This is a genomic window from Olivibacter ginsenosidimutans (assembly GCF_039542865.1).
GTDB classification, from domain to species: domain Bacteria; phylum Bacteroidota; class Bacteroidia; order Sphingobacteriales; family Sphingobacteriaceae; genus Olivibacter; species Olivibacter ginsenosidimutans.
Genome location: NZ_BAABIQ010000001.1, coordinates 38,761 through 65,259, shown reverse-complemented (window position 1 = coordinate 65,259; position 26,499 = coordinate 38,761). Strand labels below are relative to the sequence as shown.

The 26,499-nt window shown below is 44.8% G+C and carries 22 protein-coding genes; 9 read left to right on the top strand and 13 right to left on the bottom strand.

Translation table 11 applies throughout. The features are described from left to right. Window positions 1–49 precede the first annotated feature (49 nt). The 4 genes from ABD930_RS00250 to ABD930_RS00235 are packed head-to-tail and all read left to right on the top strand — an operon-like array spanning window position 50 to window position 1,673. A complete protein-coding gene (locus ABD930_RS00250; RefSeq protein ID WP_345229659.1) occupies window positions 50–688 on the top strand; it encodes a DUF6266 family protein in 639 nt (212 codons plus the stop codon). 3 nt (window positions 689–691) lie between these two features. Then, window positions 692–1,135 carry a DUF5675 family protein gene (locus ABD930_RS00245; RefSeq protein WP_345229658.1) on the top strand — a complete coding sequence of 148 codons (444 nt, stop codon included), beginning with the start codon at window positions 692–694 and terminating at the stop codon, window positions 1,133–1,135. A 25-nt stretch (window positions 1,136–1,160) separates the two neighbouring features. Next, on the top strand, window positions 1,161–1,391 hold the full coding sequence (locus ABD930_RS00240) for a hypothetical protein (protein ID WP_345229657.1): 231 nt from the start codon (window positions 1,161–1,163) through the stop codon (window positions 1,389–1,391). A 54-nt stretch (window positions 1,392–1,445) separates the two neighbouring features. Further along, a complete protein-coding gene (locus ABD930_RS00235) occupies window positions 1,446–1,673 on the top strand; it encodes a hypothetical protein (RefSeq protein ID WP_345229656.1) in 228 nt (75 codons plus the stop codon). Window positions 1,674–1,888: 215 nt separating this feature from the next. On the opposite strand, the gene ABD930_RS00230 is transcribed toward ABD930_RS00235, so the two are convergent. Then, complete coding sequence (locus ABD930_RS00230; RefSeq protein ID WP_345229655.1) at window positions 1,889–2,251, bottom strand: response regulator; 363 nt, start codon at window positions 2,249–2,251, stop codon at window positions 1,889–1,891. Window positions 2,252–2,257: 6 nt separating this feature from the next. Next, a complete protein-coding gene (locus ABD930_RS00225; protein ID WP_345229654.1) occupies window positions 2,258–3,787 on the bottom strand; it encodes a PAS domain-containing protein in 1,530 nt (509 codons plus the stop codon). A 232-nt stretch (window positions 3,788–4,019) separates the two neighbouring features. Here ABD930_RS00225 and ABD930_RS00220 point away from each other — a divergent pair, with 232 nt between their 5' ends. After that, the gene (locus tag ABD930_RS00220; RefSeq protein ID WP_345229653.1) at window positions 4,020–4,469 is read left to right on the top strand and encodes a ferritin-like domain-containing protein; all 450 of its coding nucleotides are present in this window, start codon (window positions 4,020–4,022) and stop codon (window positions 4,467–4,469) included. 63 nt (window positions 4,470–4,532) lie between these two features. Here the strand turns inward: ABD930_RS00220 and ABD930_RS00215 are convergent, their stop codons facing one another. The 9 genes from ABD930_RS00215 to ABD930_RS00175 form a co-directional block, all read right to left on the bottom strand. After that, window positions 4,533–4,685, bottom strand: a complete 153-nt coding sequence (locus ABD930_RS00215) for a lmo0937 family membrane protein (protein WP_345229652.1) — start codon at window positions 4,683–4,685, stop codon at window positions 4,533–4,535. Between the two features lie 175 nt (window positions 4,686–4,860). Beyond that, window positions 4,861–5,229, bottom strand: coding sequence for a response regulator (locus ABD930_RS00210; protein ID WP_345229651.1), 369 nt, complete (start codon window positions 5,227–5,229; stop codon window positions 4,861–4,863). Window positions 5,230–5,339: 110 nt separating this feature from the next. Beyond that, the gene (locus ABD930_RS00205; RefSeq protein WP_345229650.1) at window positions 5,340–6,953 is read right to left on the bottom strand and encodes an L-lactate permease; all 1,614 of its coding nucleotides are present in this window, start codon (window positions 6,951–6,953) and stop codon (window positions 5,340–5,342) included. After that, window positions 6,950–8,422 (bottom strand): BNR-4 repeat-containing protein, encoded by a 1,473-nt coding sequence (locus ABD930_RS00200; protein ID WP_345229649.1) that lies wholly within the window; start codon window positions 8,420–8,422, stop codon window positions 6,950–6,952. Before ABD930_RS00200 ends, ABD930_RS00205 begins: the two co-directional genes overlap by 4 nt. Window positions 8,423–8,587: 165 nt before the next feature. Then, on the bottom strand, window positions 8,588–10,024 hold the full coding sequence (locus ABD930_RS00195) for a RagB/SusD family nutrient uptake outer membrane protein (protein WP_345229648.1): 1,437 nt from the start codon (window positions 10,022–10,024) through the stop codon (window positions 8,588–8,590). A gap of 41 nt (window positions 10,025–10,065) precedes the next feature. Beyond that, a complete protein-coding gene (locus tag ABD930_RS00190; RefSeq protein ID WP_345229647.1) occupies window positions 10,066–13,431 on the bottom strand; it encodes a TonB-dependent receptor in 3,366 nt (1,121 codons plus the stop codon). 181 nt (window positions 13,432–13,612) lie between these two features. Next, window positions 13,613–14,794, bottom strand: coding sequence for a FecR family protein (locus tag ABD930_RS00185; protein WP_345229646.1), 1,182 nt, complete (start codon window positions 14,792–14,794; stop codon window positions 13,613–13,615). A gap of 65 nt (window positions 14,795–14,859) precedes the next feature. Beyond that, on the bottom strand, window positions 14,860–15,456 hold the full coding sequence (locus ABD930_RS00180; RefSeq protein WP_345229645.1) for an RNA polymerase sigma factor: 597 nt from the start codon (window positions 15,454–15,456) through the stop codon (window positions 14,860–14,862). Between the two features lie 843 nt (window positions 15,457–16,299). After that, the gene (locus ABD930_RS00175) at window positions 16,300–16,566 is read right to left on the bottom strand and encodes a hypothetical protein (protein WP_345229644.1); all 267 of its coding nucleotides are present in this window, start codon (window positions 16,564–16,566) and stop codon (window positions 16,300–16,302) included. On the opposite strand from ABD930_RS00175, the gene ABD930_RS00170 reads away from it, so the two are divergent. The 4 genes from ABD930_RS00170 (at window position 16,466) to ABD930_RS00155 (ending at window position 21,477) form a co-directional block, all read left to right on the top strand. Next, window positions 16,466–20,215 (top strand): DUF6443 domain-containing protein, encoded by a 3,750-nt coding sequence (locus tag ABD930_RS00170; protein WP_425571085.1) that lies wholly within the window; start codon window positions 16,466–16,468, stop codon window positions 20,213–20,215. The two genes, ABD930_RS00175 and ABD930_RS00170, sit on opposite strands and share 101 nt — an antisense overlap. Continuing rightward, a complete protein-coding gene (locus tag ABD930_RS00165; protein WP_345229642.1) occupies window positions 20,212–20,544 on the top strand; it encodes a hypothetical protein in 333 nt (110 codons plus the stop codon). The genes ABD930_RS00170 and ABD930_RS00165 overlap by 4 nt, the downstream gene beginning before the upstream one ends. 100 nt (window positions 20,545–20,644) lie before the next feature. Continuing rightward, window positions 20,645–20,869, top strand: coding sequence for a hypothetical protein (locus ABD930_RS00160; protein WP_345229641.1), 225 nt, complete (start codon window positions 20,645–20,647; stop codon window positions 20,867–20,869). A gap of 113 nt (window positions 20,870–20,982) precedes the next feature. After that, complete coding sequence (locus ABD930_RS00155; protein WP_345229640.1) at window positions 20,983–21,477, top strand: hypothetical protein; 495 nt, start codon at window positions 20,983–20,985, stop codon at window positions 21,475–21,477. Window positions 21,478–21,606: 129 nt separating this feature from the next. On the opposite strand, the gene ABD930_RS00150 is transcribed toward ABD930_RS00155, so the two are convergent. Together ABD930_RS00150 and ABD930_RS00145 are read right to left on the bottom strand one after the other, a co-directional pair. Next, a complete protein-coding gene (locus ABD930_RS00150) occupies window positions 21,607–24,411 on the bottom strand; it encodes a bifunctional aconitate hydratase 2/2-methylisocitrate dehydratase (RefSeq protein ID WP_345229639.1) in 2,805 nt (934 codons plus the stop codon). Window positions 24,412–24,771: 360 nt separating this feature from the next. Next, window positions 24,772–26,478 (bottom strand): RagB/SusD family nutrient uptake outer membrane protein, encoded by a 1,707-nt coding sequence (locus ABD930_RS00145; protein ID WP_345229638.1) that lies wholly within the window; start codon window positions 26,476–26,478, stop codon window positions 24,772–24,774. Window positions 26,479–26,499 lie beyond the last annotated feature (21 nt).

The window sequence follows — 26,499 nt, the reverse complement described above, 5'->3', positions numbered from 1 at the left end:
AGGCACAGTTCCTTGTCTATTTTTTCAATAGTACTAATCCCAAGATAACATGGCAAAATTTTATCACATGCATGCTTTTTCCGGAGTAGTGGGTGATGTTGTCGGATGCAACGGACCTTTCGGGTTTTATATTCGCAGCCGACCGAAAAGGAAAAAGAGAAAACCTAGTCCGGGACAGGTGGAATGGCGCGCTAAATTGGCCTTAGCTATACGTTTTTTAGCGCCGCTGAAGGAAATCGTTTACCGTGGCTGGGCTATGCCTTCGGGCCCTAAATGCAAAACGGCTGCAATGAACAGAGCAGTTTCCTTAACCGTGAGTGTCGCTGTAGAAGGATCTTTTCCGGATTTAAAAATTAACCCCGAGAAGATACAGCTGAGCAGAGGATCTCTCTGCAAACTGTTAGAGCTTTCTATGTCGGTAACCCATAAGATAGTAGAGGTAAAATGGCTGTCTGGATTGACTGTCTTTCCTGCTTTTGCTGACGACACCGTTTACGTGGTGGCCTACCATGTGGGAGAAAAGATCGTGCTCGGTGCGCTGGCTGAACGTATACATGCAAATGTTACGATCGATTTAAGTGCAGAACCTATAGGTAGCGAATGGTTAGTATACGCTTGCGTGAGCACCAGGGAAGGTAAACGGTTCGCCAACAGTCAGTTTATAGGAAAAATAATCTTAACCGCATAACTTATGATCAAACTACTAAGAATTGCCGAGGGCCTAAACACGACCCTCGGTCAGTTATATATCAACGGGCTTTTTGCCTGTTACATCCTAGAGGATCAGGTTAGGGATGAAAAGATTCCCGGCATGACCGCTATCCCCCAAGGCGAATATCCCTTGTGTTTGAATGGCACAGCTAGTATGAATAATCGTTACCGTAGCCGTTACAACCTGATGCACCGAGGAATGGTGGAAATACGGGGTATTCCTAATTTCAATTTGGTTTTCTTCCACGTCGGTAATTACCATACCGACACGAGTGGTTGCCTGCTTACGGGCAGTTATTATCAATTTATCGATGGTGATTACCGGGTATTGCACTCGGCGGCAGCCTATAAACGGGTCTATCCACTCTTGGCAACCGCTGCCGAAGAGGGTCGCATGTTATCCGTTGTAAATGGTGCGCTCTGAGTTACCTCCTAATAAATAACAAAAAATGAATGTATTAACGAACACGGAATGGATGACGCTATTAGGTGCGATTATCAGCATTTTATTATCCATTATTGCTTATTTTCTAAAGCAATTGCATGGCAATTTCAGAAAAGTAGAGCAAGATATGGCACGAATGAAAGCCAGTATACAATTAATAAAAGCAGCGCTCAAAACGAATTACAATTTGTTGCGGCAGCGCATGGAGTTTCTGGAAGAGCGTAGAAACGAATAGTCGCTAACCATCTCAAATCTCACCTCTAATGTCTCACATCTCATAGCTAAAAACATGAAAGAAATCATAGAAAGGGTGCAGGCACCCACACCGAAATTTTTTAAAAAAATACGAACGATCGGTTTAACCTTGGGTGCCATTGGCGGCGCGCTGTTGACTGCTCCCATTACCTTACCGCCTACGGTACTTAGCATAGCAGGTTACCTTGCCACCGCAGGTATCATGGCGTCGGCTGTTGCTACGGCGGCTAAGGAAGGACAGGAAAAGGAGCCTAATCCATAAAAAAGCGATATGCTATATAGAGGGGGGTGTTTCGAAATTTATCGATCCCAATTTCTAGGGAATGGAATTTTATTGCCAATACCGCATGTATCGACGATATTCAATAAATTTTGAAATATCCCCTTAATCATTTTAGCATTTAAACAGGCTCTAAACCTAATGAACCATTGTTTTTCGTTGGGTTCATCATCTTGTTTTCTAGTCATGCCGTGTTGTTATGACGTGATATAGGCCTCCACCGTTTCACAAAGTTGAGATATGTCGAAAGGTTTTGCTAAAAAAGCGGTTGCACCAGCTTCTCTGGCAACAGATTCGCCTTCTCTACTAGCAGAAATAACGATAATCGGTAGTTGCGCATATTCTTTTGTTGCTCGAAGTTTTTTCAATATTTGATCTCCGGAAAGAATAGGCATCCAAAGATCAAGTAATACCGCACATGGACGACTATACGCGAGAACATTAAAAATGTCGGTACTGTTAGATACCAATATAATATTTTTTGTGCCGTCATCTAAAACCATTTCAAGCATTTCCAGAATTGCTTGGTCATCATCACATATTACAATTGTTGGCTTCATCACTTATCACTTTTTTCCTAGTGGAATTGTAAAACTAAATACTGATCCTTTTCCATTTTCGCTTTCCACCCAAAGAGTGCCCTGGTGGTTCTTTACAATTTGATTGCAAACATATAAACCAATCCCCATGCCGGGAAATTTCTTCTGTGTTTGATCAATCCGATAAAAACGGTCAAAAATCCGACCTTGTTCATTTGGACTAATGCCGATGCCGGTATCACTGATAGACACTTTTACATAGTCGCTAACCGTGCCTACAAATACACCTACCTCCCGTGCGTTGGGAGAATATTTAATGGCATTGGATATGAGATTCGAAACAACCTGAGAAAGGTTGACTTCGTCACCATATACCGTGCGACTTACATCACCCGTCAAGGTAATGGTATGCGAGGTGGTCGTACATCGCATGGCATCAACAATTTCGACCATCATCTTATCAAAATCGAACATTTCCATATGCAGTTTGATATTGCCACTCTGAATCTTTGATACATCCAATAGTTCACCGATTAAGCTGTTTAAGCGAGATAGGTTTTGTTCTGCCTTTGCCAGTGCAGAACGAAATTGCACACCGGCATCTGAAGGAATGTTTCTGGTCATGATCTGTATGTAACCACTAATGGCTGTTAATGGGGTTTTCAGTTCATGGCTGGCAATAGTTAGAAAGTCGTCTTTGCGTTCTTCAATTACTTTACGTTCTGTAATATCTTCAATGGCCAAGAGGATGCGATTTTTATAACTGCCGGCAAGTTCTACACGGTGCGCATTCAATAACATGATTTTTTTTCCAATATGCGGAAAATCATGCTCCACTTCGAAGTCAAGTACAGGATTATTGGTGGGTAAAACCTGCTCTAAGAGAATTCTCAATTGTGGAATATCCCACTGGCCATTACCTAAGTCGTAGAGTTTTTGGTTTTCCGTGTCGGCCTTCGATACTTTAAACGTTCTTAAAAAGTGCTGGTTAACACTAATAACCTTCAAGTCAGCATTCATTACTAGAAGACTTTCGCGGATGGTTTCCAAAATACTGTCGGCAAACTCGCGCTCATTTTGTAATATCTCGGTACGTTCCTCTATCCGCTGTTCCAGCTTTTGCCTTTCCCGTTCCAGGTCGTCGTATAATGCGCGCTGATCGCTAATATCATGCTGTATACCAATAAAATGTGTAATCTGGCCATCTTGTGTTTTCAAAGGAGATATTGTCAAGTCATTCCAGAATAGGTCGCCGTTTTTTTTATAATTGCGGATCTCCACTTTACAGCTCTCACCTTTTTCTATTGCTTCACGTATACGTTTTCTTTCTTGCTGCTGCCTGTCTTTTCCCTGAAGAAAACGGCAGTTATGCCCGATAATTTCTGATCGTTGATATCCTGTTAAGTTTTCGAAAGCAGCATTGCAATAAATTATGGGATGATCCGGTAAATTGTTGTCGGTGATGACTACACCGTTGATACCGGTATCGATGGCCTGAACAATCAGGTCATAGCTGATTGGTATGGAATTCGTGTTTTTCAAATATTTTTTATCCATTAACGATGATTTAAGGCTGTAGTCGTGCAGCTTCTCTTATCAACGCTCCCATAAGAGGATATGTTTGTTTATTTTGGAAAATTATTTTTCTTCTGACTGTATTTTTTAATTTATAAGTAATGAATATCCGGAAATATTGACGGTATATCCGTAACATTTGACTATCGTGGGGTAGACAAGAAAACTTATTTCTTATTTGTACGTTTAGTTAAGACATCAAAAAAATATACTTATGGAAACATCAAATGTAGTATCAACGCTCAATGATTTGATTGAAATCAATAATGATCGCGTAGCAGGGTTCGAAAAGGCAATGGCCGATATTAAAGACGAGAATCTGGATCTCAAAACTCTATTTCAAGAATTTAGTTCGCAAAGCCGTAAATTTAGCCAAGAGCTTACCTCGCTCGCGAGCCGTTATACGGACGACGTAGAAACGGGTACCAGCGCTGCGGGCAACTTACACAGGGCTTGGATAGACATTAAATCATTGTTTGGAGGTAGTGATCGCAAAAGCATTCTTGAAGAGGCCGAACGCGGCGAAGACGCTATAAAAAAGGCTTATAATGATGCCCTTAAAGAAGGTACCTTCCCGGTAGAAGCTACTTCCCTGATCACCCAACAGGCTGCCGAAATTAAGAGGGCACATGATAAAATCAAGGCTTTACGCGATAGTGCCTAACAGTAAACACGAGCAAGTGGCAATAGTAAACACCACTTGCTCATGTTGATTTTACTGCATAGGCTATGCAGCACCTCTGATAACACGAAGTAAAATGGCAATGATAGCAATGACCAACAATACGTGTATAATGCCACCGTCTACATAACCTCCGAAAAAACTAATGGCCCAAATGATGACCAATACTACTGCAATAATATAAAGTAAATTTCCCATAACGTTTATTAGTTTTAATTAATTGTTTATTTTGTAAATAATGAAAATCTTAAACAATTGTTTTGATTTATTTTTTTAGTTATTGTTATATGTTTTGATGGTTGAGTGAGATTTAATGTCCTATTCTTTGTATAAGGAACGCTTTGCTTGTCTAGTTTTACATACGTTAGCGGATCTACTTTTGGCGGTGAGTATAATGAAGATTAATTAGGGATATAACATCGTACATATCAAAAGGCTTCCGGATGAAACCGCTGGCCCCGCATTCATGGGCAATTTCTGGAATAGCCCACTGGCCAGAAACCATGATTACCGGGATATTGTTAAAGCTTTTGGAGGCTTTTATGTGTTTGCAAAGATCACTGCCATAACCTTTTTTTAGCCTCTCATCCATAAAAATCAACCCAATTTGTTCTTTATGGAGTATTTTAAAAAGTGAGTTTCCGTCGTCCACAATGATATTAAATCCTTCGCAGTGTAGAATATCTTTCATAACGGCTAAGACAGTATCGTCATCGTCGACATATAAGATTGTTTTGTTCATGAATGGTATTTTCTCTTAATTTACAATAACCGTGCTAAGCTGAAATAGGTGAAATACGCTTACAGATCTTTAATAGTCAATAGAAGATGGGTATAGGAATGCAAAAAAAGCTAGCCGAACATCGCTCGGCTAGCTTCTTGTTGGGTAGCGTAAGGTTTATGATGTATCTTTATAAGATCCTGAATCTGCGACGTGTCGGGTATGATGCTTTCCAAAAGGTAGGCTTGCAATAAGACAATGATGCAGATAATTCCTAGGAGTATAAAGCTGTGTTTGAGCGTATAGCGTAGTAAATTGGATTCCTTGCCTGTTAAGCCACTACCGGCCGCTGCCACGGCGATGGATTGTGGCGAAATCATTTTTCCTAAGACTCCTCCCGAGGCATTAGCGGCCACCATAGTAAGGGGATTGAGCCCAATGCGCTGGGCGGTTTGGTATTGTAATTTGCCAAACAGCGCATTGGAAGAGGTGTCTGAGCCGGTTATAAATACACCGAGCCATCCGAGTATCGGCGCAAAAAGCGGATAGAGTACCCCTGTATTCGCCATGGCAATGGCAAGGGTGAACGTGATACCGGAATCGTTAAGGAGGTAGGCAAAACCCATAATTGTCGCAATGGTGAGTAGGGCATAGCGCAGTTGTTTTAAGGTTATTCCATAAATACTGATCACACGGCGGAAGGAGAGCCCGGTAAGGGGAATCGAACATAGTGAGGCTAACAAAATGGCCGTACCAGGTGTCGAAAGATAGGGGATGATCATCGCTTTTGAACCAATGTTGATTCGGACTTGTGCCCATTGATCGAGCATTTGTTTGACGATGGGTATGCCCCAGAGGATAATAAATACCGTTAATAGTAAGAACGGACTGAAGGCACGCAGGACAGTACCCTGTGCCTGTTTTTTTGCTGCTGACGCATTGCGGATACGTAAATAGCCCCATAAAGCAAGCAAAGAACCGAGCCCAGCTATAATATCCGGCAGTGTAGGACCGATAAAGTTTGCCGAGAATCCCTGTAGCAAGGCAAAGGAGCCGCCCGAAATGATCAAGGCGGGAAGAATTTCTATCATTCGCTTCCAGCCAGCGAGGAGAACAATGAGATACATCGGCATCATCAAAGATAAGAAGGGTAATGTACGCCCGACGGTCTGGGAAATAGCCATTTCCGGTAAACCAGAAATATCGGCTAAAACGGTAATGGGGATACCTACGGCACCAAAGGCAACTGGTGCAGTATTGGCAATCAGGCAAATACCTGCCGCTTGAAGGGGTTGAAAACCCAAGCCTACTAACATGGCTGCTGTAATCGCTACTGGCGCTCCATATCCTGCGGTCCCCTCTAGAAAGGCGCCGAAAGAGAAGGCCACCAGTAGCACCTGCAAACGTGGATCAGGTGTAATGGCGGCAATGTGCTGTTTAATTATGTTGAACTGACCACTTTCTACGCTTAGATTAAAAAGAAACAAGGTATTGATGACAATCCAAGATACCGGAAATAGTCCATATAACATACCCCGGATACTTGAAAACGTAATTGCTTGAACGGGTATATGAAAAACGGAATAGGCTACGATGCTGGCAATTCCAAGGGCGAATAGACTGGCCCAGTGCCCTTTCCATTTAGCAAATACGAGCGCCCAAAAGATCGCTAAAATGGGCAGCGTTGCGGCACCCACGTGTACGAGGTCCCAGGCATTATCGTTCGTGGAAACACTACAGATCATGGCGCTTTGTTTATTGACGATGCCTTAACTAGCTTTTTGTTAAAGACGCGGGGCATCTGATAGACGGTTTCGTTTTTATCCAGGTAATATAGGTGCGAAATAGAGGGCTTTCGCGCATTGCCGTCGGCCCAGATGGCGTAAAAATCAGGCTGTGCGTTGCGCGGTTTCCGAACATAGCTATGATTCATCTCGCTGTGTTCGGTCACTTGTTTTACCATGGTCCAGCTTTTACCGATATCGGTACTCCGCCAAATGGCAATTTCTCCTCCGGGATTATACGCCTGTGGGCCGTCTACGGTTGGTCCGATAATGGTGATATCTTCATCATTAAGGTAGATAGAGCCCATATCGTAATTACTGTCGGACTGGGTCACGATGTTGGCGGTCCATTGCTGCCCGTCAAATGTAGAAAGTGTCCAATTGCGGGGTGCATTTTTAGGGCCGGCTTCATAACCTTTGCTGGTGATGGTGAGGATAAAGGGTTTCCCTTGTTCGTTTAAATCAATGTCTAAGAGATAACTATTGAGGCGCGGATGGCTATAATCATGTACCAATGCGGCATTTTGTTTTTCCTCAAGGGGAAGGCTAACCGGGTTTCCCGAGGCGGTTGTCCAGGTCTTCCCAAAATCGGAGGTTTCCAGGTAATACAAATTGGTGCGGTAATTCAATCCTTTACCTTTAGGATGGTAGTCAAAGGCAACCCCAATCTTTCCGTTTCGTTCGGCGCTCACTTGGTAATGCCCATCTTCAATATGCGCCAATACCTGCCATTGCCCCCAGCTGCGCCCATCGGCACTGGTGTTAAAACCAATAACCCGGTGCCCTTTGTTATTGTATTTGGTAAATAAGGCAATAAACCCTTTCCCTGTAACGTGATAAACCTGAAAATAAGAAAAATTAGTAAAGGGCTTTGCTTCACCATCAACCATTTCGGTTGCCTGAATAGGTTCAAATTGATCAATTTGATAGGGCTTCCTAGATTTCGATATATACGATGGACGAGAAGTACCGTGAGAGGTGGAGAAAATCCAAATATAGCCTTTGTCGTCTAGCGAAATAACCGGATTGTCATGGGCATCCGTCGTTTTTTTATCTAAAACAATGGTTGGGTTTGCGAGCTTTTTCCGTTTATGATCGTAGTAGGAGACATTGTGGTATAAGGTGCTGTTCTCGTCATCACTTCCGCCAAAACAGAAAAATGTTTTCTGCACCTGAGGGGCATAGATGGCAAAAGGCCGGTGGTTGGCAGGGTAGGTGGCCATACCACCGCTGTATTTATACGCGTATTCATCATTGGAGGGTTGATTCATATACCAGATGCCCTTGAAACCGTTTGCTTTTTGTCCGATGATGTCCGCTTCAGCAAACTGCGCATCAGGATGCACATGCTCTTGCGCCCACGTTTCAACCGAGAAGGAGAGGAGAGTGCTCATCAAGGTGATGAGCATGACAATATTATATTTTTTCATCTGTTTATTTTTTTTCTTTTCACTTGTCAGATGGAGCCTTTGATGATCAAAATAATCATTAAACACACAGGGCAATGATTATTTTGATCATGTCGGGTTCATTTTTATTTAATGGTTAATTTAATAGTTAACACCTAAAGCCTACTGCCTAAAGCTTAATGCCTATTAATAGCCCGGATTTTGCTTAAGCACATCTGGATTGATATCAATCTGCGTTTGTGGTATCGGAAATACCAGCTGATGGTCTTTTATAGCTATTCCCTTAGCGCGGAGTACCTCCACAGCGCGCCCGGTACGCACTAAATCGAACCATCGATGGTTTTCAAAAGCAAGTTCGACCCGTCGTTCATGTTCGAGGGCTGTTCGGAAGCTTTCCTGATCGCCGAGTTCGGTACTACTACGGGCGACTAATCCTGCACGTTTACGGATACTGTTGAGCAGTTCAAAGGCTTCTCCGTTAGGGGTATACCCAAGCTCATTAAGCGCTTCTGCGCGCATCAGTAAAATATCGGCATAACGTAATACCGGCCAATTATTGTCGGCATCGCCGGCATCAAATGGAGCGGGATCGAGGTATTTCGTGATATAGCGTACGGCCACAAACTTACCGCCGTCTTGATAGCCATCAGCCATCGAGGCAGCACGTCTTTGATCGCCGGCTTCATAGGTATTAGCCATGTCGGCAGTAGGCTGATTCTGTCCGCCCCCAGCACCGATAGTCGTTACAATTTGTCCGGATAAGCGGGGTGCGAAGGCATTGTTAAATGGACTGCCGAGCCCGAATCCGCCCTTTTTATATTGTACTTCGAAAAGAGATTCTACATTATTTTTATTGGCGATAGCAAATACACTCGCGTACGTGGGCATGAGCTGATAAATACCCAGATCCATCACGGCCTTTGTTTGATTAGCCGCTTCTTGCCAGTTTTGCAAGGTTAAATAGACTTTAGCGAGTAAACCTTTGGCAGCTCCAGCCGTTGCACGACCGATATCGGCTGACCCGTAGCTGTTGGGCAGTGTAGCCGTGGCTTGTTCCAGATCGGCAATGATCTGTGCATACACATCTGCTTGTGGGGTACGGGGGTATGCATAACCTTCTTGTACATCCACGATTTCTTTGGTGACCAAGGGGATGTCGCCAAAGGTTCTAACCATATTGAAATACATGAGTGATCGCAGGAATAAACATTCACCCACGTATTGGGCTTTTAAGGTTTCGTCCATCTCCACCGCTGGAATGCGGTCAATCACGGCATTACAGGCGAGTATACCTTTGTAATGTGCATTCCACATCGAACTGAGCATGCCATTGTTGGTAATGGTAGTAAAAGCGTCGATCTGGCTGATATCAATCCCTGATTGGGCATCTAAGATTTCGGTATTGTCGGATGCTACTTCGCCGATGGCATATAGGGCAGCATTGTATTGTCCGTTGCTTTGCAATGTGGCATAAGCGGCATTTACGGCATTGCGCATATCCTCGGCGGTGCGATAGAAATTGACCGTATTGGTGTCGGATATGGGCGCTAGGTCTAGAAATCCTTTCTTGCAGGAGCTGGCCAGCAAGATAAGGCAGGTACTATATAAGATAATTTTTTTCATCAGCGTATGTTGTTTCATTATTTTGTTCTAATGGTTAATCGTTAGAATCCAAGGTTTAACCCAAAGGTGAACGTTTTGGCAATGGGATACCCTCCGTAGTCAACTCCCGGTTCTAAGGAGCTGATACCATTTACACTTACTTCCGGATTATAACCGGTATAATTGGTGATGGTGAACAGGTTTTGCGCCTGAGCGTAAATGCGGACGTTCCGCAGTTTCCATTTTTGGAGGATATTGCTGGGTAAATTATACGCCAGGGATATATTACGTAAACGGATGAATGAGCCATCCTCGATATGTGTGGAGGATATGTTGGCGCTGGCATTGCTGCTGCTGTAGCGGGATAAATCGCGGTTTGCTCTAGGCGTAAACCCATTGCCGGGATCTTCTTCCGATCGCCAGCGGTTGTTCAGCTCTTTTAACCCGTTGGCGGTCCCGGCAAAGTTGGCGTAGAAACGGCGACCTAAATTCATGATTTCATTACCTTGAACGCCCTGTATCAAAAAGCTTAATTCGAGATTTTTATAGCTAAAGGTATTGGTGATACCAAAAACGTAGTCGGGCTGTGGATTACCAAGTATAGTGCGGTCGTCTACGCTCAATTTCCCATCACCGTTAACATCTGCAAAACGGAATTGACCAGGTTTTGAATCGGAAAAGCTGGGGTTCTGATCGATTTCTTGTTGATTTTGGAAGATGCCGATCACCTGATAGCCATAGAAATTTCCCATGGGTTTTCCTATTTCGGTGATGTGGCTATTGGTAAGCTGATAATTGCCAAATAAAGGCTCGCCGCTGGGCCCGAGGGCAAGTACTTTGTTTCGGTTAAACGAGAAGTTAATGTCGGTGGTCCATTGAAGTGCTTGGGTTAAATTCTGGCTACGCAAGTCAAATTCCCAACCTTGGTTTTTTACACGGCCAATGTTTTGGGTGGCTATTGTATAACCAGTAAGTGAAGGGACGGGTACACCCAATAATAGGTCAGAAGTTATCTTGTTGTAATAATCAGCAACGAAGAATAAGCGTCCGTTAAATAAACCCAGCTCGAGGGCTAGATCCAGCTGTTTATTCTTTTCCCAGCTGAGGTTGGCATTACTGATGGTATTGGGAATTAGGCCATTGGCGATGCTGCCCCCGCCGCCTCCAAATACGTAGTTGCTATTATCGAGTAAACCAATATGATCATAATTGCCAATAAAGTTATTGCCGGTAAAACCATAACTAGCCCGCAATTTTAACTCATTAATGGCGTCTATATCGGCTATAAAATCCTCTTGGGAAAGGCGCCATCCACCAGAGAAGGAAGGGAAAACGCCCCAGCGGTTATTGGCGCCAAAGCGTGAAGAGCCATCGGTTCGGAGGGTGGCCGTAAAGAGGTACTTACCGGCGTAGTCGTAATTAACGCGGCCCAGATAAGAGAGTAGGGACCATTCCAGCGCGGTAGTATTGGCACTGGAAACCACCCCTGCATTGATGGTTTGCACCAGGTCGTTCGGAAAATTGGTGGCATTGATCTCGGCCAGATCGGCCCGTACTTTCTGCGCAGTAAATCCGGCTAAGGCATCGATATGGTGCGCTCCAAAGGACTTATTATAGCTGAGTGTATGTTCAATTAACCAATTATAAGACTCTTGTGCATTATAACTCGCACTCGGAACAACCGGCGCAGGGGTTCCGTCGTGCCCAACAGTAGATGGATGGAAGGTGTTATGCTTCATGTTCTGCAAATCGGTGCCGACTAATAATTTGTATTTTAGCGCATCGGTAAAGGAATATTCGGCGAAGGTGGTTCCTAACAATCGGAAGCTGGTGCGGTGATTGACCAGCTCACGAGCAACTTTTACTGGGTTTTCCAAGCTACTGAAACCGTTTCCCAGCGAAATACCTGAGGTATAGCTTCCATCGGGATTATAAACAGGCAAGCTCGGCGGCATCATCAAGGCGCTCAGTACGACGGCGCCACTCCCAAAATGACCTTCGGCCGTTACAGGGTTGCTGACGGTATACGTTGGGCTCAAGTTTAAACCTATCCGGAATTTTTTGGAGGTATTGGCATCCAGGTTAACGCGAAAAGAATAACGTTCAAAATCGGAGTTCAGGATAATACCATCTTGTTTAAAATAGCCAGCACTAGTCATATAGTTGATCTGCTCATTACCTCCAGAAAAGCTAAGCTGAACATTGTGCATGGGTGCGGTGCGAAAGACTTCTTTTTGCCAGTTAGTGCCTTCTCCGAGTGCTTCGGGATTTTGAAGTGCCGGTAGGATTTGATAGATGGCGCTACGTTCTTCATTGGGCGCATTTATGTCGCCGCCAATGTCTACCCAGGCATTGTTACGTGAATCAATGATATAGGAAGCAAATTCCTGTGCATTCATGACGTCGATATACTTGGTCACCTTTTGCAAACCGGTATAGGTGTCTAAGTCGATTTTCATTTTTCCAGACTCCCCACTTTTAGTCGTAATGATGATGACCCCATTGCTCCCTCTGGAGCCATAGATAGCGGTTGCTGAAGCATCTTTTAGCACTTCTACCGATTGTATATCACTCGTATTGATGGAGTTTAGCGGATTGTCACCCTGGTCATAATTTGCGGTGATGGGGAAACCGTCAATAACATATAAAGGCTCATTACCCGCACCAATGGATCCGGTACCGCGCACTTTTACCGATAGGCCGCCACCGGGTGTGCCGGTTGTCTGGGATACTTGTACGCCGGCCATTTTGCCCACCATTGCTGCGTCAATACTAGGGGCGGGTATATCCTGTATGTCTTTAGCACTCACGGAGACAATGGACCCGGTAATATCGGTTCGTTTTTGTGTGCCGTAACCTACTACAACGACTTCATTTAAGTCGGCCGCCTGTTCTCGTAATTGCACCCGGATTTCTTGTGCGGTATTTACAGTACGCTCTTCCGTACCATAGCCGATGAGGCTAAACACGATAATGTGCTCCGGTGAAGGCACTTTTAGACTAAACCGGCCGGATGCATCAGTACTGGTTTGCAAGCGCCCATTTTTGATGCGTACCGTCACACTGGGTAAAGGCTTTCCGTTGGCATCGACAACTGTACCCGTGATGGTTCGTTCTTGTATCGTTGGCGTTGGTGCTGCTTTTTTAATAATAATGTTCTTATCCAGTATCTCATAGCTCAAGCCTTGGTTGGCTAGGGTCTGGTCCATGGCCTCTTGGATCGATGCACGCTGAAGTTGTAGGTTAACGGGCATGCTGTTACGAAGCATTTCCGCGTCATAAAAAATATGATAGTCGGTCTGCTTTTGAATTTCTTTAAATATGGTCGTGATGCTGGCATCCTGTTTATGAAGGTTAATCTGCTGGGCGTAGCTCGCGGCATTTACTTTCCATAAACTGATACATAAGAGGAGGATTGCGAGCTTCATAATACGTATAAGTTTGAATAAGGCGTTTCTTTCCCATCTGCGGGGAAATGCAGTGTTTTTTTTATACATTTGGTGATGGTTTATTAAATGATTCGTACGTTTTTTAAATCCAGGCATTTGATGCTACCGGTCAGGAGCGGTTCCAAGCGTTCCTGACTTTATGTGTCAAAGCCCTTTCTCTTTAGGGAGACACGATAACCCTCCTTCCTTCTATGGTGAATTTAACTGATCCCGTTCGCTCTATTGCATACAAGAGCTGGTGAAAATCCGTATATCGGGATAAGGTTCCGCCAAACGTTTTGCCCGCTAAATTTCCGTTATAGACCACGTCTATATCGTACCACCTTGCTAAGGTATTCATGACCTTTTTAATGTCATCCTGATCAAAAACAAAATAGCCCTTACGCCAAGCCGTTGCTTCTTCTACGTCCACTTCCCGAACAGCTATGGGATTCCCATCCTCATTACTGAGTGCCTGTTGTCCAGGCCGAAGTACTTTAGACTGCACTTTTACACCCCCGGTAAGTAGGGTCGTGACAACGTATCGCTCTTCTTGATAGGCTTTGACATTGAAAGCGGTTCCCAATACGCGGATATGTGTGCCTTTAGCTTGCACTAAGAAGGCTTGGTTAGGATGTTTGGCGACGTCAAAATAAGCTTCACCTTGAAGTTCAACCTTTCGTTCCTGCTGATGAAAGGCGATGGGATAGGTAATGGAAGAACCGGCATTGAGTTGTACATGGGTACCATCAGATAAGGTAAGGGTGTAATCCATGCCGACTGGCGTGGTAATAGTATGAAAAGCAGGTGATGCATTAGCCTTTACATGCTGGTCTTCGGTATAAATCAGCTGATTTTGATTACGTTGTACTCGACCACCGGACTGAAGCGTCTGGACGCCTTCGCCAAGGGCGCTGACAGGGATTTGATGACCATTCGATAGGGTTAACATAACCGCTCTTTTACCCGATACCGGTGCTTCTTTTTTTTGCGTTAACAGCCTTTCTCTAGTTTTTTTAGGTAGCTGCGAGATAGATTGCCTATAGAGTAAAGCGGCGAGGCATAGCAAGGCAGCGATGCTCGCGGCAATCAACCAGATCCTAGGTCTTTTCGTTTGGGCGGGCGTATTCAGCTGTGGGGCGGTCATTATCCTGCGGAAGACACGTTCGGCATCCAATTTTATCGGGAGCTGTTGGTTCGCCTGCTGCCAAGCTTTATCAAATAAGCTCGCCAGTTGTTCGTCTTCCTGGTCTGTATCCGCTTGTTGCACCAGGTTTATCAGCTCCTCGAATTCGGCTTCGTTGATTTGCTCATGAATATAAGCCGTTAAAAGAGCAATGAATCTTTCTTCCTTAATGGGCATCTTTGGTTAGCAAGGGACTGTTTTATCCCCTTTATATATAGATACGGATGGGAAGGGAGATTGAACTAGTGGAAAAGGAAAAAAAATAAAAAAAGAGTGGTGATGTCGTTTTTTGAAATAAATACCTTCATGGTTTTTAAAGCACTGACGAGATGATTGCGTACGGTATTGCGGGATATTTGGAGTTTTTTGGCAATTTCGTCATAGGACAAACCATCTAGGCGATTGAGCTGGAAAACCAAGCGCTGCTGCAGTGGTAAGTGTTTCATTCCCTCGTCAATACATTGCCGTAAATCGCGTAATAATAATTGTTCTTCCGTGTGATTGCTCGTATCGCTCACGGCGTATTGCAAGCGTTCTTTAAATTTATTTTCCGTACTGGCTTTGCGAAAAGCATCGATTGTTAAGCGTCGGGCAACGATATACAAATAGGGGTAGAGTGCTTGTTGGGCGTCCAGCTTATGCCGGTTCGCCCATAGCGTAATAAAGGTTTCCTGAAGAATCTCCTCGCTATGGTTTTGGTCTTTTAAAATGGCATAGATAAAGCGGTAAACAGCAGGGTGCAGGTGTTCATACAGGCTTTTAAAAGCCTGTTTATCCCCCGATTGGAGGGCAACAATCAAATGGGGCTCATCATATTCTTCGACAGCTAATGGTTTCATCTGTTTATTTTTTGTTTTTCATTTGTCAGATGGAGCCTTTGATGATTAACATAATCATTACCTGTGTGTTTAATGTTTATGTTAATCATGTCGGGTTCATATTGGTTATGGGTGCTGTATACCTGCAAGACAAACTTATAGAATTTGATTGGTATTTGCAAACCTTTGCACAGTTCGTTTTTTATTGCGCAAAATCACCTTTTTGCAATTTGGTGTAAGCTGGGAGCCTTTCTGTGTAAAAATTTCGTTTCATTAAATTTTCTTTTTTATCCTTGTGCCAACTTAGTTGACGAAATAAGACATTACCTATTTTTTCGAAAAGTAGCTATTACTCATAGCGTTGACGCTACATATGCGTGGATGCTAAAGCGCTGTATTTGAAGTATTGCTTTATAGGTATATGCTAAATGGGAGAATATACATGATGGAATAGATTTACACACGATAGACATTAAAACAAATGAACCGACAATCGACACTGAACCGAAGGCCCAAGGCTTTCTCACTAATGGAAGTACTGGATAATACTTATTATTCCCTTACCCTAGCCTTTTCACAGATACCCCTCCTGCTTAACGTGGCCATAGCTAGGTAACACTTAATAGTATAGAAGCATTATCTCGATAGGGATCTGAGCACCTTATATGTTCTACAGGAATTGTTGAGATAGAAATCCATCAAAAGGAGAGGAGAATGGATGATATCAGCTGTATGATAAGCAGGACTATTTATAAGAAAGCGATTAGCGCTTCTGAAGATTGAAAGAAGAACCACGCTGGCCACGGGTTTTTCCTATCCCAAAGGGGTGGCCGTGGATGCTTCTGGCAATGTGTACGTGGGTAACTACGGTAACGGGCAGATTACCAAGGTAACCCCCACAGGTACCAAGAGCACCTTTGCCAGTGGTTTTGGGCAGTTAACCAATATATGGCTTATGTCCGACGGGAGCCTGCTGGCTGTATCAACTGACCACCGGATACGCAAGGCGAGCGCTACGGGCACGGTTACCGTGTTTGCCGGTACGGGCACGGCGGGTTCTGCCAACGGATCACCACTATCGGCGACCTTCAATGCTCCCGAAGGGGTGTGCACGGACGCCTCTGGTAACATCTATGTGGCCGACACGTGGAACCAGCGCATCCGTAGGATGGGCAAAGGGCAGGGTTACTCGGTCAGCCCAGCCCTTCCGGCAGGACTGACGCTGAACAAAACTACCGGGCTGATCAGCGGCACGCCCACGGCGGCCAAGGCCCTGACCACCTATACCATCACGGCCCACAATGCGGCGGGCAATGCCATCACTACGGTTAGCTTCGCGGTGGTACAGGCATCTATATTGAGCAGCAACCGGAACTATATCCATACCACCACTTACCTGCAGGCGTTTACCTCGGTACCGGGAGCACCCACGACCACGCAGGCGATGCAGGATGTGACCTATTACGACGGACTGGGCCGGCCGGAGCAGGAGATCTCGGTGAAGGCAGCTCCGGGGGCGGCAAAGGACATGGTCGTGCCGCATGCCTATGATGCCTTCGGGAGGGAGGACAAAAAATACCTGCCCTATGCCACGGCCACGGGTGCCGGTGGGGCGTACAAGACCAGCTCGGTAACAGCGCAGGCAACCTATTACAACAGCGGCAGTAACTATGGAACGGTGACCATCCCAGCCGTAAGCGGGGTGACCCCTTCCTTTGCGAAGACGGTGTACGAGGCCAGCCCGCTGGAGCGGGTGCTGGAAGAGGGCGCACCGGGTCAGGTTTGGCAGCCTGCCGCTGCCAGGACAACGGCCACGGGGCACACGGTGGTTACAGAATATACCACCAACAACAACGAACTGCTCAGTGCGGTGGAGAAGACGCGCAAGGTGATGCTGTACCGGGTGGGGCGCGAAAGTAATGGAACACCGAAGCTGGAACTGACGGCCAGCCAGTCGTACGGATCGAACCAGCTGTATGTTACGGTAAGGAAGGACGAGAACTGGGACCCCACGGCAACGGGTTTCAATGCCCGGTTGGGGACGAGTGAGGAATATACGGACAAGCAGGGCCGTATGGTGCTGAAAAGGACCTTCAACCAGCGGACATCGGGAAGCACGGTGACCAACGAGATGCTGAGCACGTACTATGTATATGATGATTTCGGGAACCTGACGTATGTGCTGCCCCCTGGGGGCACCCCGGACCGGGCGACGCTGCCCACAGGGACGGCACTGACGGAGTGGCTGGACCGCTATGCCTACCAGTACCGGTACGATGGACGGAACCGGATGAGCCACCGGAAGGTGCCAGGCAAAGGGATGGAGTACTTCAATTACAACCTGATGGATCAGCTGGTCATCCACATGAACGCAAGGGATTCACTGGAGAGTTATGATGGATTTTCCAAACCCTCGGCCAATACCCGTTACCACCGTTTCTATAAATATGATGGGCTGGGCCGGGTGGTTATCAGCGGTATGGAAAAGAACCGTACGGCGACCCAGGCAAGCATAGCAAAGATCATCGAAGAACAGACCATTCCGCAGTGGGAGGAGCGCTCCACGGCCAGTGGGAACCTGCACGGTTACACCCACCGGGCGGTACCCACCGATGTGCAGTACTTCGATGTGCTGGAGGTGAACTATTACGACCGTTATGCGGGTATCCCCGACCTGCCATCGAACCTGGACAAAAGCGCGGAGGCGGCCTATTCGAAGATGACACAGGGATTGCCGGTTGCCAAGAAGACCAAGGTGCTGGGGACAACAGACACCTACCTGTGGACGGTGTACTACTACGATGAACGAGGGGATAACGTACGCACGCTCAGCCAGCACTACAAGGGAGGTGCTTACAACACGAACAACTATGACGATATTAAAAACGAATACACCTTTACCCATCAGCTGAAGAAGAGCACCCGTGAGCACCATGCAGGCAGTGCAACGGCATCATTGGTTGTTACCACGGAATACAGCTATGACCATCGGGATAGATTAACCGATACGTGGAAGACAGTGAAGAGTGGTACGGTACAGGGGGCAAGGATACTGGTGTCAAGGAACGTGTACAACGAGGTGGGCCAACTGAAGACGAAGCAGCTGCACAGTGCGGACGGAGGCAGTACCTTTGGCCAGGACATCGCCTACAGCTACAACGAGCGGGGCTGGCTGCGCATGGCAAACGCGGCACTGTTCAGCCAGGAGCTGCGCTATAATACGGGCACCACCAAATATTATAACGGGAATATCGCCTACCAGCTCTACAGCCGGAAGCATACGGACGGCACGACGGTGAGCGGCACGTACAGCTATGGCTATGATAAAGTGAACCGGCTGACCTGGGGTATGATGGCGGGTGGCAGAGGCCGGGAGGGCGTTGCCTATGACCTGATGGGCAACATCACCACGCTAAACCGCAGGGACAGCAACGGCGCGACAGCTGACAGCCTGTCTTACAGCTACAACAGCCTGGGGCAGCTGGACACGGTGAGGGACCGGAGCACGAACACCTCCACGGCTTATATGCTTCCGGGCAGCAGCACTTATACGTATGATGCGAACGGCAACCTGAAAACGCGGGTGAACACGGCCAACACGGGCAAGAACATTACGGCCACGGTGTACAATTACCTAGACTTGCCGCAGCGCGTGACGGTTAACGGAACCACGATTAGCTATACCTATGACGGAAGCGGGAGGAAGCTTCGGAGCGTGAACGGGATCAACGGGCAGACCAGGGACTACATCGATGGTATCGAGTACAGTGGGGGCAGTATTGAGCTGGTAGAGATGGAAGAGGGAAGGCTGCTGAACGCGGGCAGTAATAAATACGACTATGAATATATCCTGAAGGACCATCTGGGCAACAGCCGTTCGGGCTTCACAGGAGGTACGGGTGTTGCCACATCGGCCACCCTTGGTACGGACTATTACCCATACGGGTTGCAGTACCTGGCAAAACTTGCAACGGGATCACCGAAAAATAACTATCTTTATAACGGGAAGGAGTTGCAGGACAAGCTGGGCATGTACGATTACGGGGCCCGTTATTACGATCCTATTATTGGCAGGTGGGGAAGTGTGGATCCCTTGGCGGAGAACATGCGTGAGTATTCTCCCTATAACTATGCGCTTGACAACCCCATAAAGTTTGTGGATCCGAATGGGAAGGAAACATTTTATGGGGAGCAGGCACAGGAAATGTTCCGGCAACTGAAAATGCAATTGGCAGGGTCTGAAGGTAGTGATCAAGATGATGATAAAAGAGAGAAAAAACATACAAAGTCTGAACTAAGTCCCGAAGAGAGAGATGCTCAAGCACGGGCATATATGAAAGGGCTAATACCAATCAATAAAGCCCTGCTTGAGATGGCATTATGGAGGGAAGTGGTAATTTCAGGTTTTGAAGTTTCATACTCTTATTTAACGAATTTTTTCGGTTCAAAAGCTGCTCCTAAAACTGTAGAAGTAGTGAATACCGTTGAGAGCGTAGCTGCTAAGACGGGACTTCAACTTGAGAAATCAGTTGTAAACGTAATGGGAAAGAGTTATAAGGCAGCAGGTGAGGTAACCGTTCCAATTAAAAATACTGAATTATTAAATAAACTAAATGCTACCTCAAAAGGAGATTGGGTGAAAGTTTATGAAGCAGGGATACAGAAAGGAAGTAAAATAGAAACACATTATTTCCGAAACAATACTACAGGACAAGTATTTGATGTAAAAACTAAGTATAACTATTGGCATCAAAAAGCCTTTAAAAATTTAGGACAATGAGTTTATCAGTGAGTTATCTTGAAAAGATTCAAGAATCGGAAAAATTAACAGGCGTTATAAAGGAGATAATAAATATACTTCTTGCAGCAATTAATGATTGGCCAGCTCCAATAATTAATTTAGTAGATTATGAAAAGGAGGTTTATAAGTTAATGGGGGAAGAAGTTAGTAGAGAAACAATGGAGGAATATATTTCAAACATTGATTACTCCAAAAATGCGTGGGAGGGAGAATCTTTCAGCCAACTTATAGAAGTTTTTAATTACTATGAGGAAGGGAAACAATTGAAAGAAATATTGAAAGAAATACAAGGAGAAATAGAGAACTAATAGAAATGCCGCTAAGACGGGAGCTAACATAGGTACTAAGTTAGAGTACATATTTGGTAAAGCTACAGGGTCTGCTCACAATATCGAACGTTCAACAGGAATGTTAAGGCAACTTGAAAGTGTTGGTATTTTCGATAATGCTGCAGGAAGGTCTCTATTAAGCAGTCATTTGGAAGGTGTATATAGTGGAACCAAGGGAATACTACAATCTAATGGACGTTATTTGAGAGAGTCTCTGCTAATGGGACCAAGAGGAGGACTTAAAGTAGAAAGTATTTGGGAAGGAAATAAATTAATAACTATTAAATTATTAGGTGGAAAATAATATGAAACAAGTCGTTCAAAATAAATATTTGAAAGGGTTTAGTTTTTCGTCTTCGGAAGAAGCATTAACTTTTTATAATAATCAAAAAGCCGATCAGGATTATTTTTGTACCAATGAAAATGTCCTTATATACAGGTATCGTTTTGTCTATCATATGGTGTGCCAATTTTTGCACCACCTATGCCCAATCGCTTCAGTTAGATACGTCCCTATTTGAGCCATATCATGTGGATATCCGAAAAGAGTCGGATGAAGGGTTTTTAACAACCTACTACGAGATGGTGAATGCAAACGATAATTCCCGGCCTTTTGAGATTATAATCACCCAAACGAGCTCAAAATTGATGGATAGCAATGGGGTGGTCGAAGGGATCGAGAAAAATCTTAAAAATTACCTTCCGGAAAGTCGATTGAACTTGCTCAAAAAAGTAGAAAAAGCCAACAACAGTCGAAGGCTTTATCAATTCTATCAAAAAAATGCAACAATATTGATGCTGATGCAGGAAAGCGATGGTATGTTCACCATGATAGAAGCTGAATTTCCTGATGATGAATTGCAAAAGGTACCTATTGAAAAATGGCAGGATATTTTTTGGAACGCCAAATAAGAGCTTTCATATAGGCGTTCCGAGGTTTAAATTTGCCCAGTACCAATAATCATATAACATATGCCGTTGATGGGAATAGATATAAACGTATTTTACCTATCTTTATCGTCTAATAAATAGTTGAGCAATCTAAAAAGAAATCTGATCAGTGGCTAAAGGGCGCTCCGTCAATTTTTTAATAGGTGGTGCAAACTGCGTTAGCTGAATATCTTTAACAGCGGCTTTATATTCTTCAATAGTGGGCGTTCTGCCAAGAATGGCCGAAAGAACAACCACCGGGGTAGATGCCAATAAGGACTCTCCTTTCTTGCGGTCCGAATCTTTAACCACACGTCCCTGAAAAAGACGGGTAGAGGTGGCCATAACCGTATCCCCTTGCTCTGCCTTTTCCTGATTACCCATACACAGATTACAACCGGGTCTTTCCAAATACAAGATGTTGTCATATTTGGTGCGGGCACTCGTTTTTGGAGAAGCATCATCGAACTCAAAGCCGGAATACTTTTCCAACACATCCCAATCACCCTCTGCTTTAAGTTCATCAATGATATTATACGTAGGAGCTGCAACTACTAAGGGCGCGTGGAATTCAACTTTTCCATATTGTTCCTCGAGGTTTTTGAGCATTTTAGACACGATTTTGATATCTCCCTTATGCACCATGCACGATCCAACAAAACCAAGGTCAACAGGCTTCTCACCTCCATAATACGAAAGGTCCCGAATGGTATCATGCGTGTACCGTTTTGAGGCATCGGCATTATGTACGTCAGGGTCTGCAATCATGGGCTCGTCAATACGATCCAGGTCGACCACAAATTCTGCATAATATTGCGCGTTCTCATCAGGTGCTAATGGTGGTTTTTCTCCTGATCTGATTTCATCGATCCGTTTATTGGCTTTATCAATGAGGCGTTTAAGTACCTGTTTGTCATTATCCATGCCCTTCTCGATCATGATCTTGATTCGGTTCTTTGCGATCTCCAATGATTCGATGAGGGTATCGGGCTGGGAAATACAGATAGATGCTTTGGCTTTCATTTCGGCCGTCCAGTCGGTGAAGGTGAATGCCTGGTCTGCGAGCAAGGTGCCGATATGCACTTCGATTACTCTTCCCTGAAATACATTTTCTCCATTAAATTCCTTTAACATCTGCAATTGGGTAGCATGCACGACATCACGGAAATCCAGATGGTCCTTCATTTTGCCTTTGAACGTCACTTTTACCGATTCAGGAATGGGCATAGAGGCTTCGCCTGTGGCCAAGGCTAGTGCCACCGTACCCGAATCTGCACCGAAAGCAACCCCTTTAGACATTCTGGTATGGGAATCGCCTCCAATAATGATCGCCCAATCATCCACCGTAAGATCATTTAGCACCTTGTGAATAACATCGGTCATCGAATGATAGATACCTTTCGGATCTCTAGCCGTAATGAGGCCAAAGTCATGCATAAATTTCATCAATTTGGGAATGTTCTGTTGCGATTTACTATCCCAAACGGATGCGGTATGACAACCCGATTGATAGCCTGCATCTACTGTTGGTGAGATCACCGTTGCGGCCATCGCCTCTAGCTCCTGAGAAGTCATCAATCCTGTCGTATCCTGTGAGCCAACGATATTTACCTTCACGCGAACATAAGAGCCGGCATGTAAGGTAGCGCCAGAGGTTCCTACCGCATTTTTATTGAATATTTTTTCAACCGCGGTAAGACCTTGACCCTCATTTGAAATTTCTTTGGACGGAGCATATACCGTTGGAGCAACAATACCAAGGGTCTTCGCAGCAAAAGTCTGTAGTTTTTTGCCAAATTCGATGGCATAAGAACCTCCGGCTTTCATGAATTCGATCTTCTGCGGCGTGAACGAGGAGCTTACATCCATAACCTCTTGTCCGTCTTTATATAGCTTCTTGGTTTTGGTATTAATGGTAAGGACAGTTCCTGTATCCACGGAATAAACTTGCTCTAAAACGGGTTGCCCTTCAGCATCTACTACCAGCTTACCGTTTTCATCGAACTTTTTCCTCCAGTTTTTGAGGTCTATGCCAATTCCGCCCGTTACACCAACGGTCGTCAGAAATATCGGAGAAATACCGTTGGTTCCGGCCACCACTGGAGCAATGTTTACGAAGGGTACAAAGGGACTTGCTGGTTTACCAATCCAAAGTGCCACGTTGTTTACACCAGACATTCTGGAAGAGCCGACGCCCATGGTGCCCTTTTCGGCAACCAACATGACCCTTTTGTCCGGATGTTTTTCTTTAAGTGCCTGTAATGCCTGTTGTTGTGCTTTGTTATGCTCAAACATGCATTGGCCATGAAGTTCACGGTCTGATCTGGAGTGTGCATCACTTCCCGGAGAGAGTAAGTCCGTAGAAATATCGCCGATGCCTGCAACGAAAGTCACTAACTCAATCTCTTCAGGTATGTCGGGTAACTTGGTATAAAACTCGGCTTTTGCATAACTTTCCAAAATAGCTGTGGCGATTGGGTTGCCATTTTCGAAGGCTTTCGCCAAACGATCGGTATCCGCGTCGTAAAGAAAAACTTGTGTTGTCAGTACCTCGGCTGCCCTTTTTGCGATCGTGTGATCATCGCCCAATGCGAGATCTAATAATACCTCAATAGAGGGCCCTCCCTTCATGTGGGATAGTTGCTCAAAGGCAAACGCGGGCGAAATTTCTTTTACGATAGCTTCCCCAAGGATGATTTCCTTCAAAAATTTTGCCTTTACACGAGCCGCAGCCGTGGTTCCGGGTAATACATTATAAATAAAGAAATGGAGCGAATCTTCTCGGTGTTCATGATTTACAGCGTTGATTTGCGCAATAAGTTCATATAGCAATTCAGCATCATCAATCGGCAATGGATGAAGCCCTAGGGTTTCTCTATCGGTAATCTGCGTGAGATATTCAGTATATCTGCTCATAAATTAATCTTTAATTCAAAAGGGGATGAAATTTTGCCAAATTTACAAAAATCTACGCAAAGTTAACTAAGGAGTAGTAAACGGTGTTTCTATGGATTTGGAATAGTATACCTGTTTTTCCCAGGCTCTTCAACGGCGGCAAAGCTCGATGCATCCATACATTTTACTGGATAAGCCGATGCATTTTTTGCTATTGGTGTATGAGGTAGATCAAACGTTAGAATAATTAGGAATAAAAAAATAGCAGTATTTTGACGATATAAAAAAATCCCTAATCTTATGACTAGGGATTTTTTATGGTAGTTATATACCATTTCGACCAATAAAAAATGATGTTGAGATTAAATTGAAGATGAACACTCAATAACCATCATTCTGTTTGATGAGATTGTTTGAAGATAGAATCGTTTCATGTACAGGAAAATGATTTTTATTCGGATCATTCGTTGCTGAGTGATCCCACCAATTTTCTGTCGTATAGGCATTCCATCGAATGAGGTCAGTACGCCTACGCCCTTCGCCTAAAAATTCAATCATCCATTCATCCAACATGCGGTATTTATCAAGGTTAGCTGCCGTCACGGGGTTGGGATCTACCCCATTGGCAAAGTAACGTTTACGCACTTGGTTGATGAGGTTGGCTGCTTCTGTTAAATCTCCAGCACGCATCTTGCATTCGGCTAACATGTAATAAATTTCGGTAAGCCGTATAATGGGAACGTCGGGATTGTACCGAAGTAAACGATCAGCGTAGGTTGGCATGGGGCTACGTTTCATTAGGCGTACACCTGAATTTTCTTCTGCTGTTGAAATTTTAGAGGGCAGACTAGCCACATCTTGATAATCTTTTCCTAATTTTTTAAATGGTGCAACCTGATCTACCATAGTGATAATTTCGCCATTATATTCCCGGTTTCCGAGACAGGTTCCCCCATCCAGGGGATTGACTAGCTTCCCTACAATAAACATACCCTTATATTGTTCGGTTCCGGTGTATACGTAAGGCTGCTTCCGCACATCGGCGCTTTCAAATTTAGCGTAAGGTTTTCCTAGTTTGAATTCAGTATACACACTGCCACTGGGTTTGAGGGATGGGGTTAGGCAGTAACCATTGTTTGCACCAGCATCAATACCGCCTAAATAATTCTTAAGGTTATAATGATGCATGGTAGAATAATAGCCACCATCGGTTTCGAGCTTGCTATTTTCACTGGGTACCGTCCAAATAATTTCAGGACATGTTTCATTTTTGAAACCAAAAATGTTGGTCCAATCATTTGCAAGGGCATAGGTGCCATATTTTCCGCTAATGATGTCCTGACAAATTTGTGCGCATTCCGTAAATTTATCCTCACCAATATAGGCGTTGGCATTAAAATAGAGTTGAGCCTTTAAGGCTGCTCCGGCAGCCTGGCTAATGCTACCGGTTTCCATACCGCCTAAAGTGCTTTTTATGGGTAAATTAGGAATGGCCGCATCTAATAAGGAATCTATGAATTGAAAGGTCTCAGCGGCGGTACTACGACCTTTTACCTCCGACTGGGTGGTCGTGTAAAGGGGCACACCGCCAAAGAAATCTAAACCATCTTTATAGAAATAAGCTACTAGGGTTTGCTGTTGTGCCTTCATAGATTCGCGAATACCAGGTTCAAAACCCAGGGCATCAAAGTCTACGTGCTCTTCAATATCTTCCATGGTATCCCATGCAAGTGCTACACCCATGGAAAAGCCATACCATCCATTGTATAGATCGCCTAGCTGAGGTGTAAATTGATGGTAGTGGTATTGTTGATAAACACCCCCATTATACCAATCACTACCACGGGTGGGTAAGCACATTTCATCAGTTCCCAACTCTTGCATGTTCCAACGGGCGGCATCACTGGCTACGTACCATCTCCAGTGGGTGAATGGTCGGTTAAAGCGTTGCCAAACGCTCGTTTGGGAATCATAAAAGGTTTCTGGAACCACTTCAGAATAGTAGGAAGGGTCAATACTGCAGCCACTCATGCCAAGGATGGTGACCAAGATCAGATTACGTAAGTGTATAATTGTTTTTGTCTTCATTGCTCAAATAATTTTTACCAT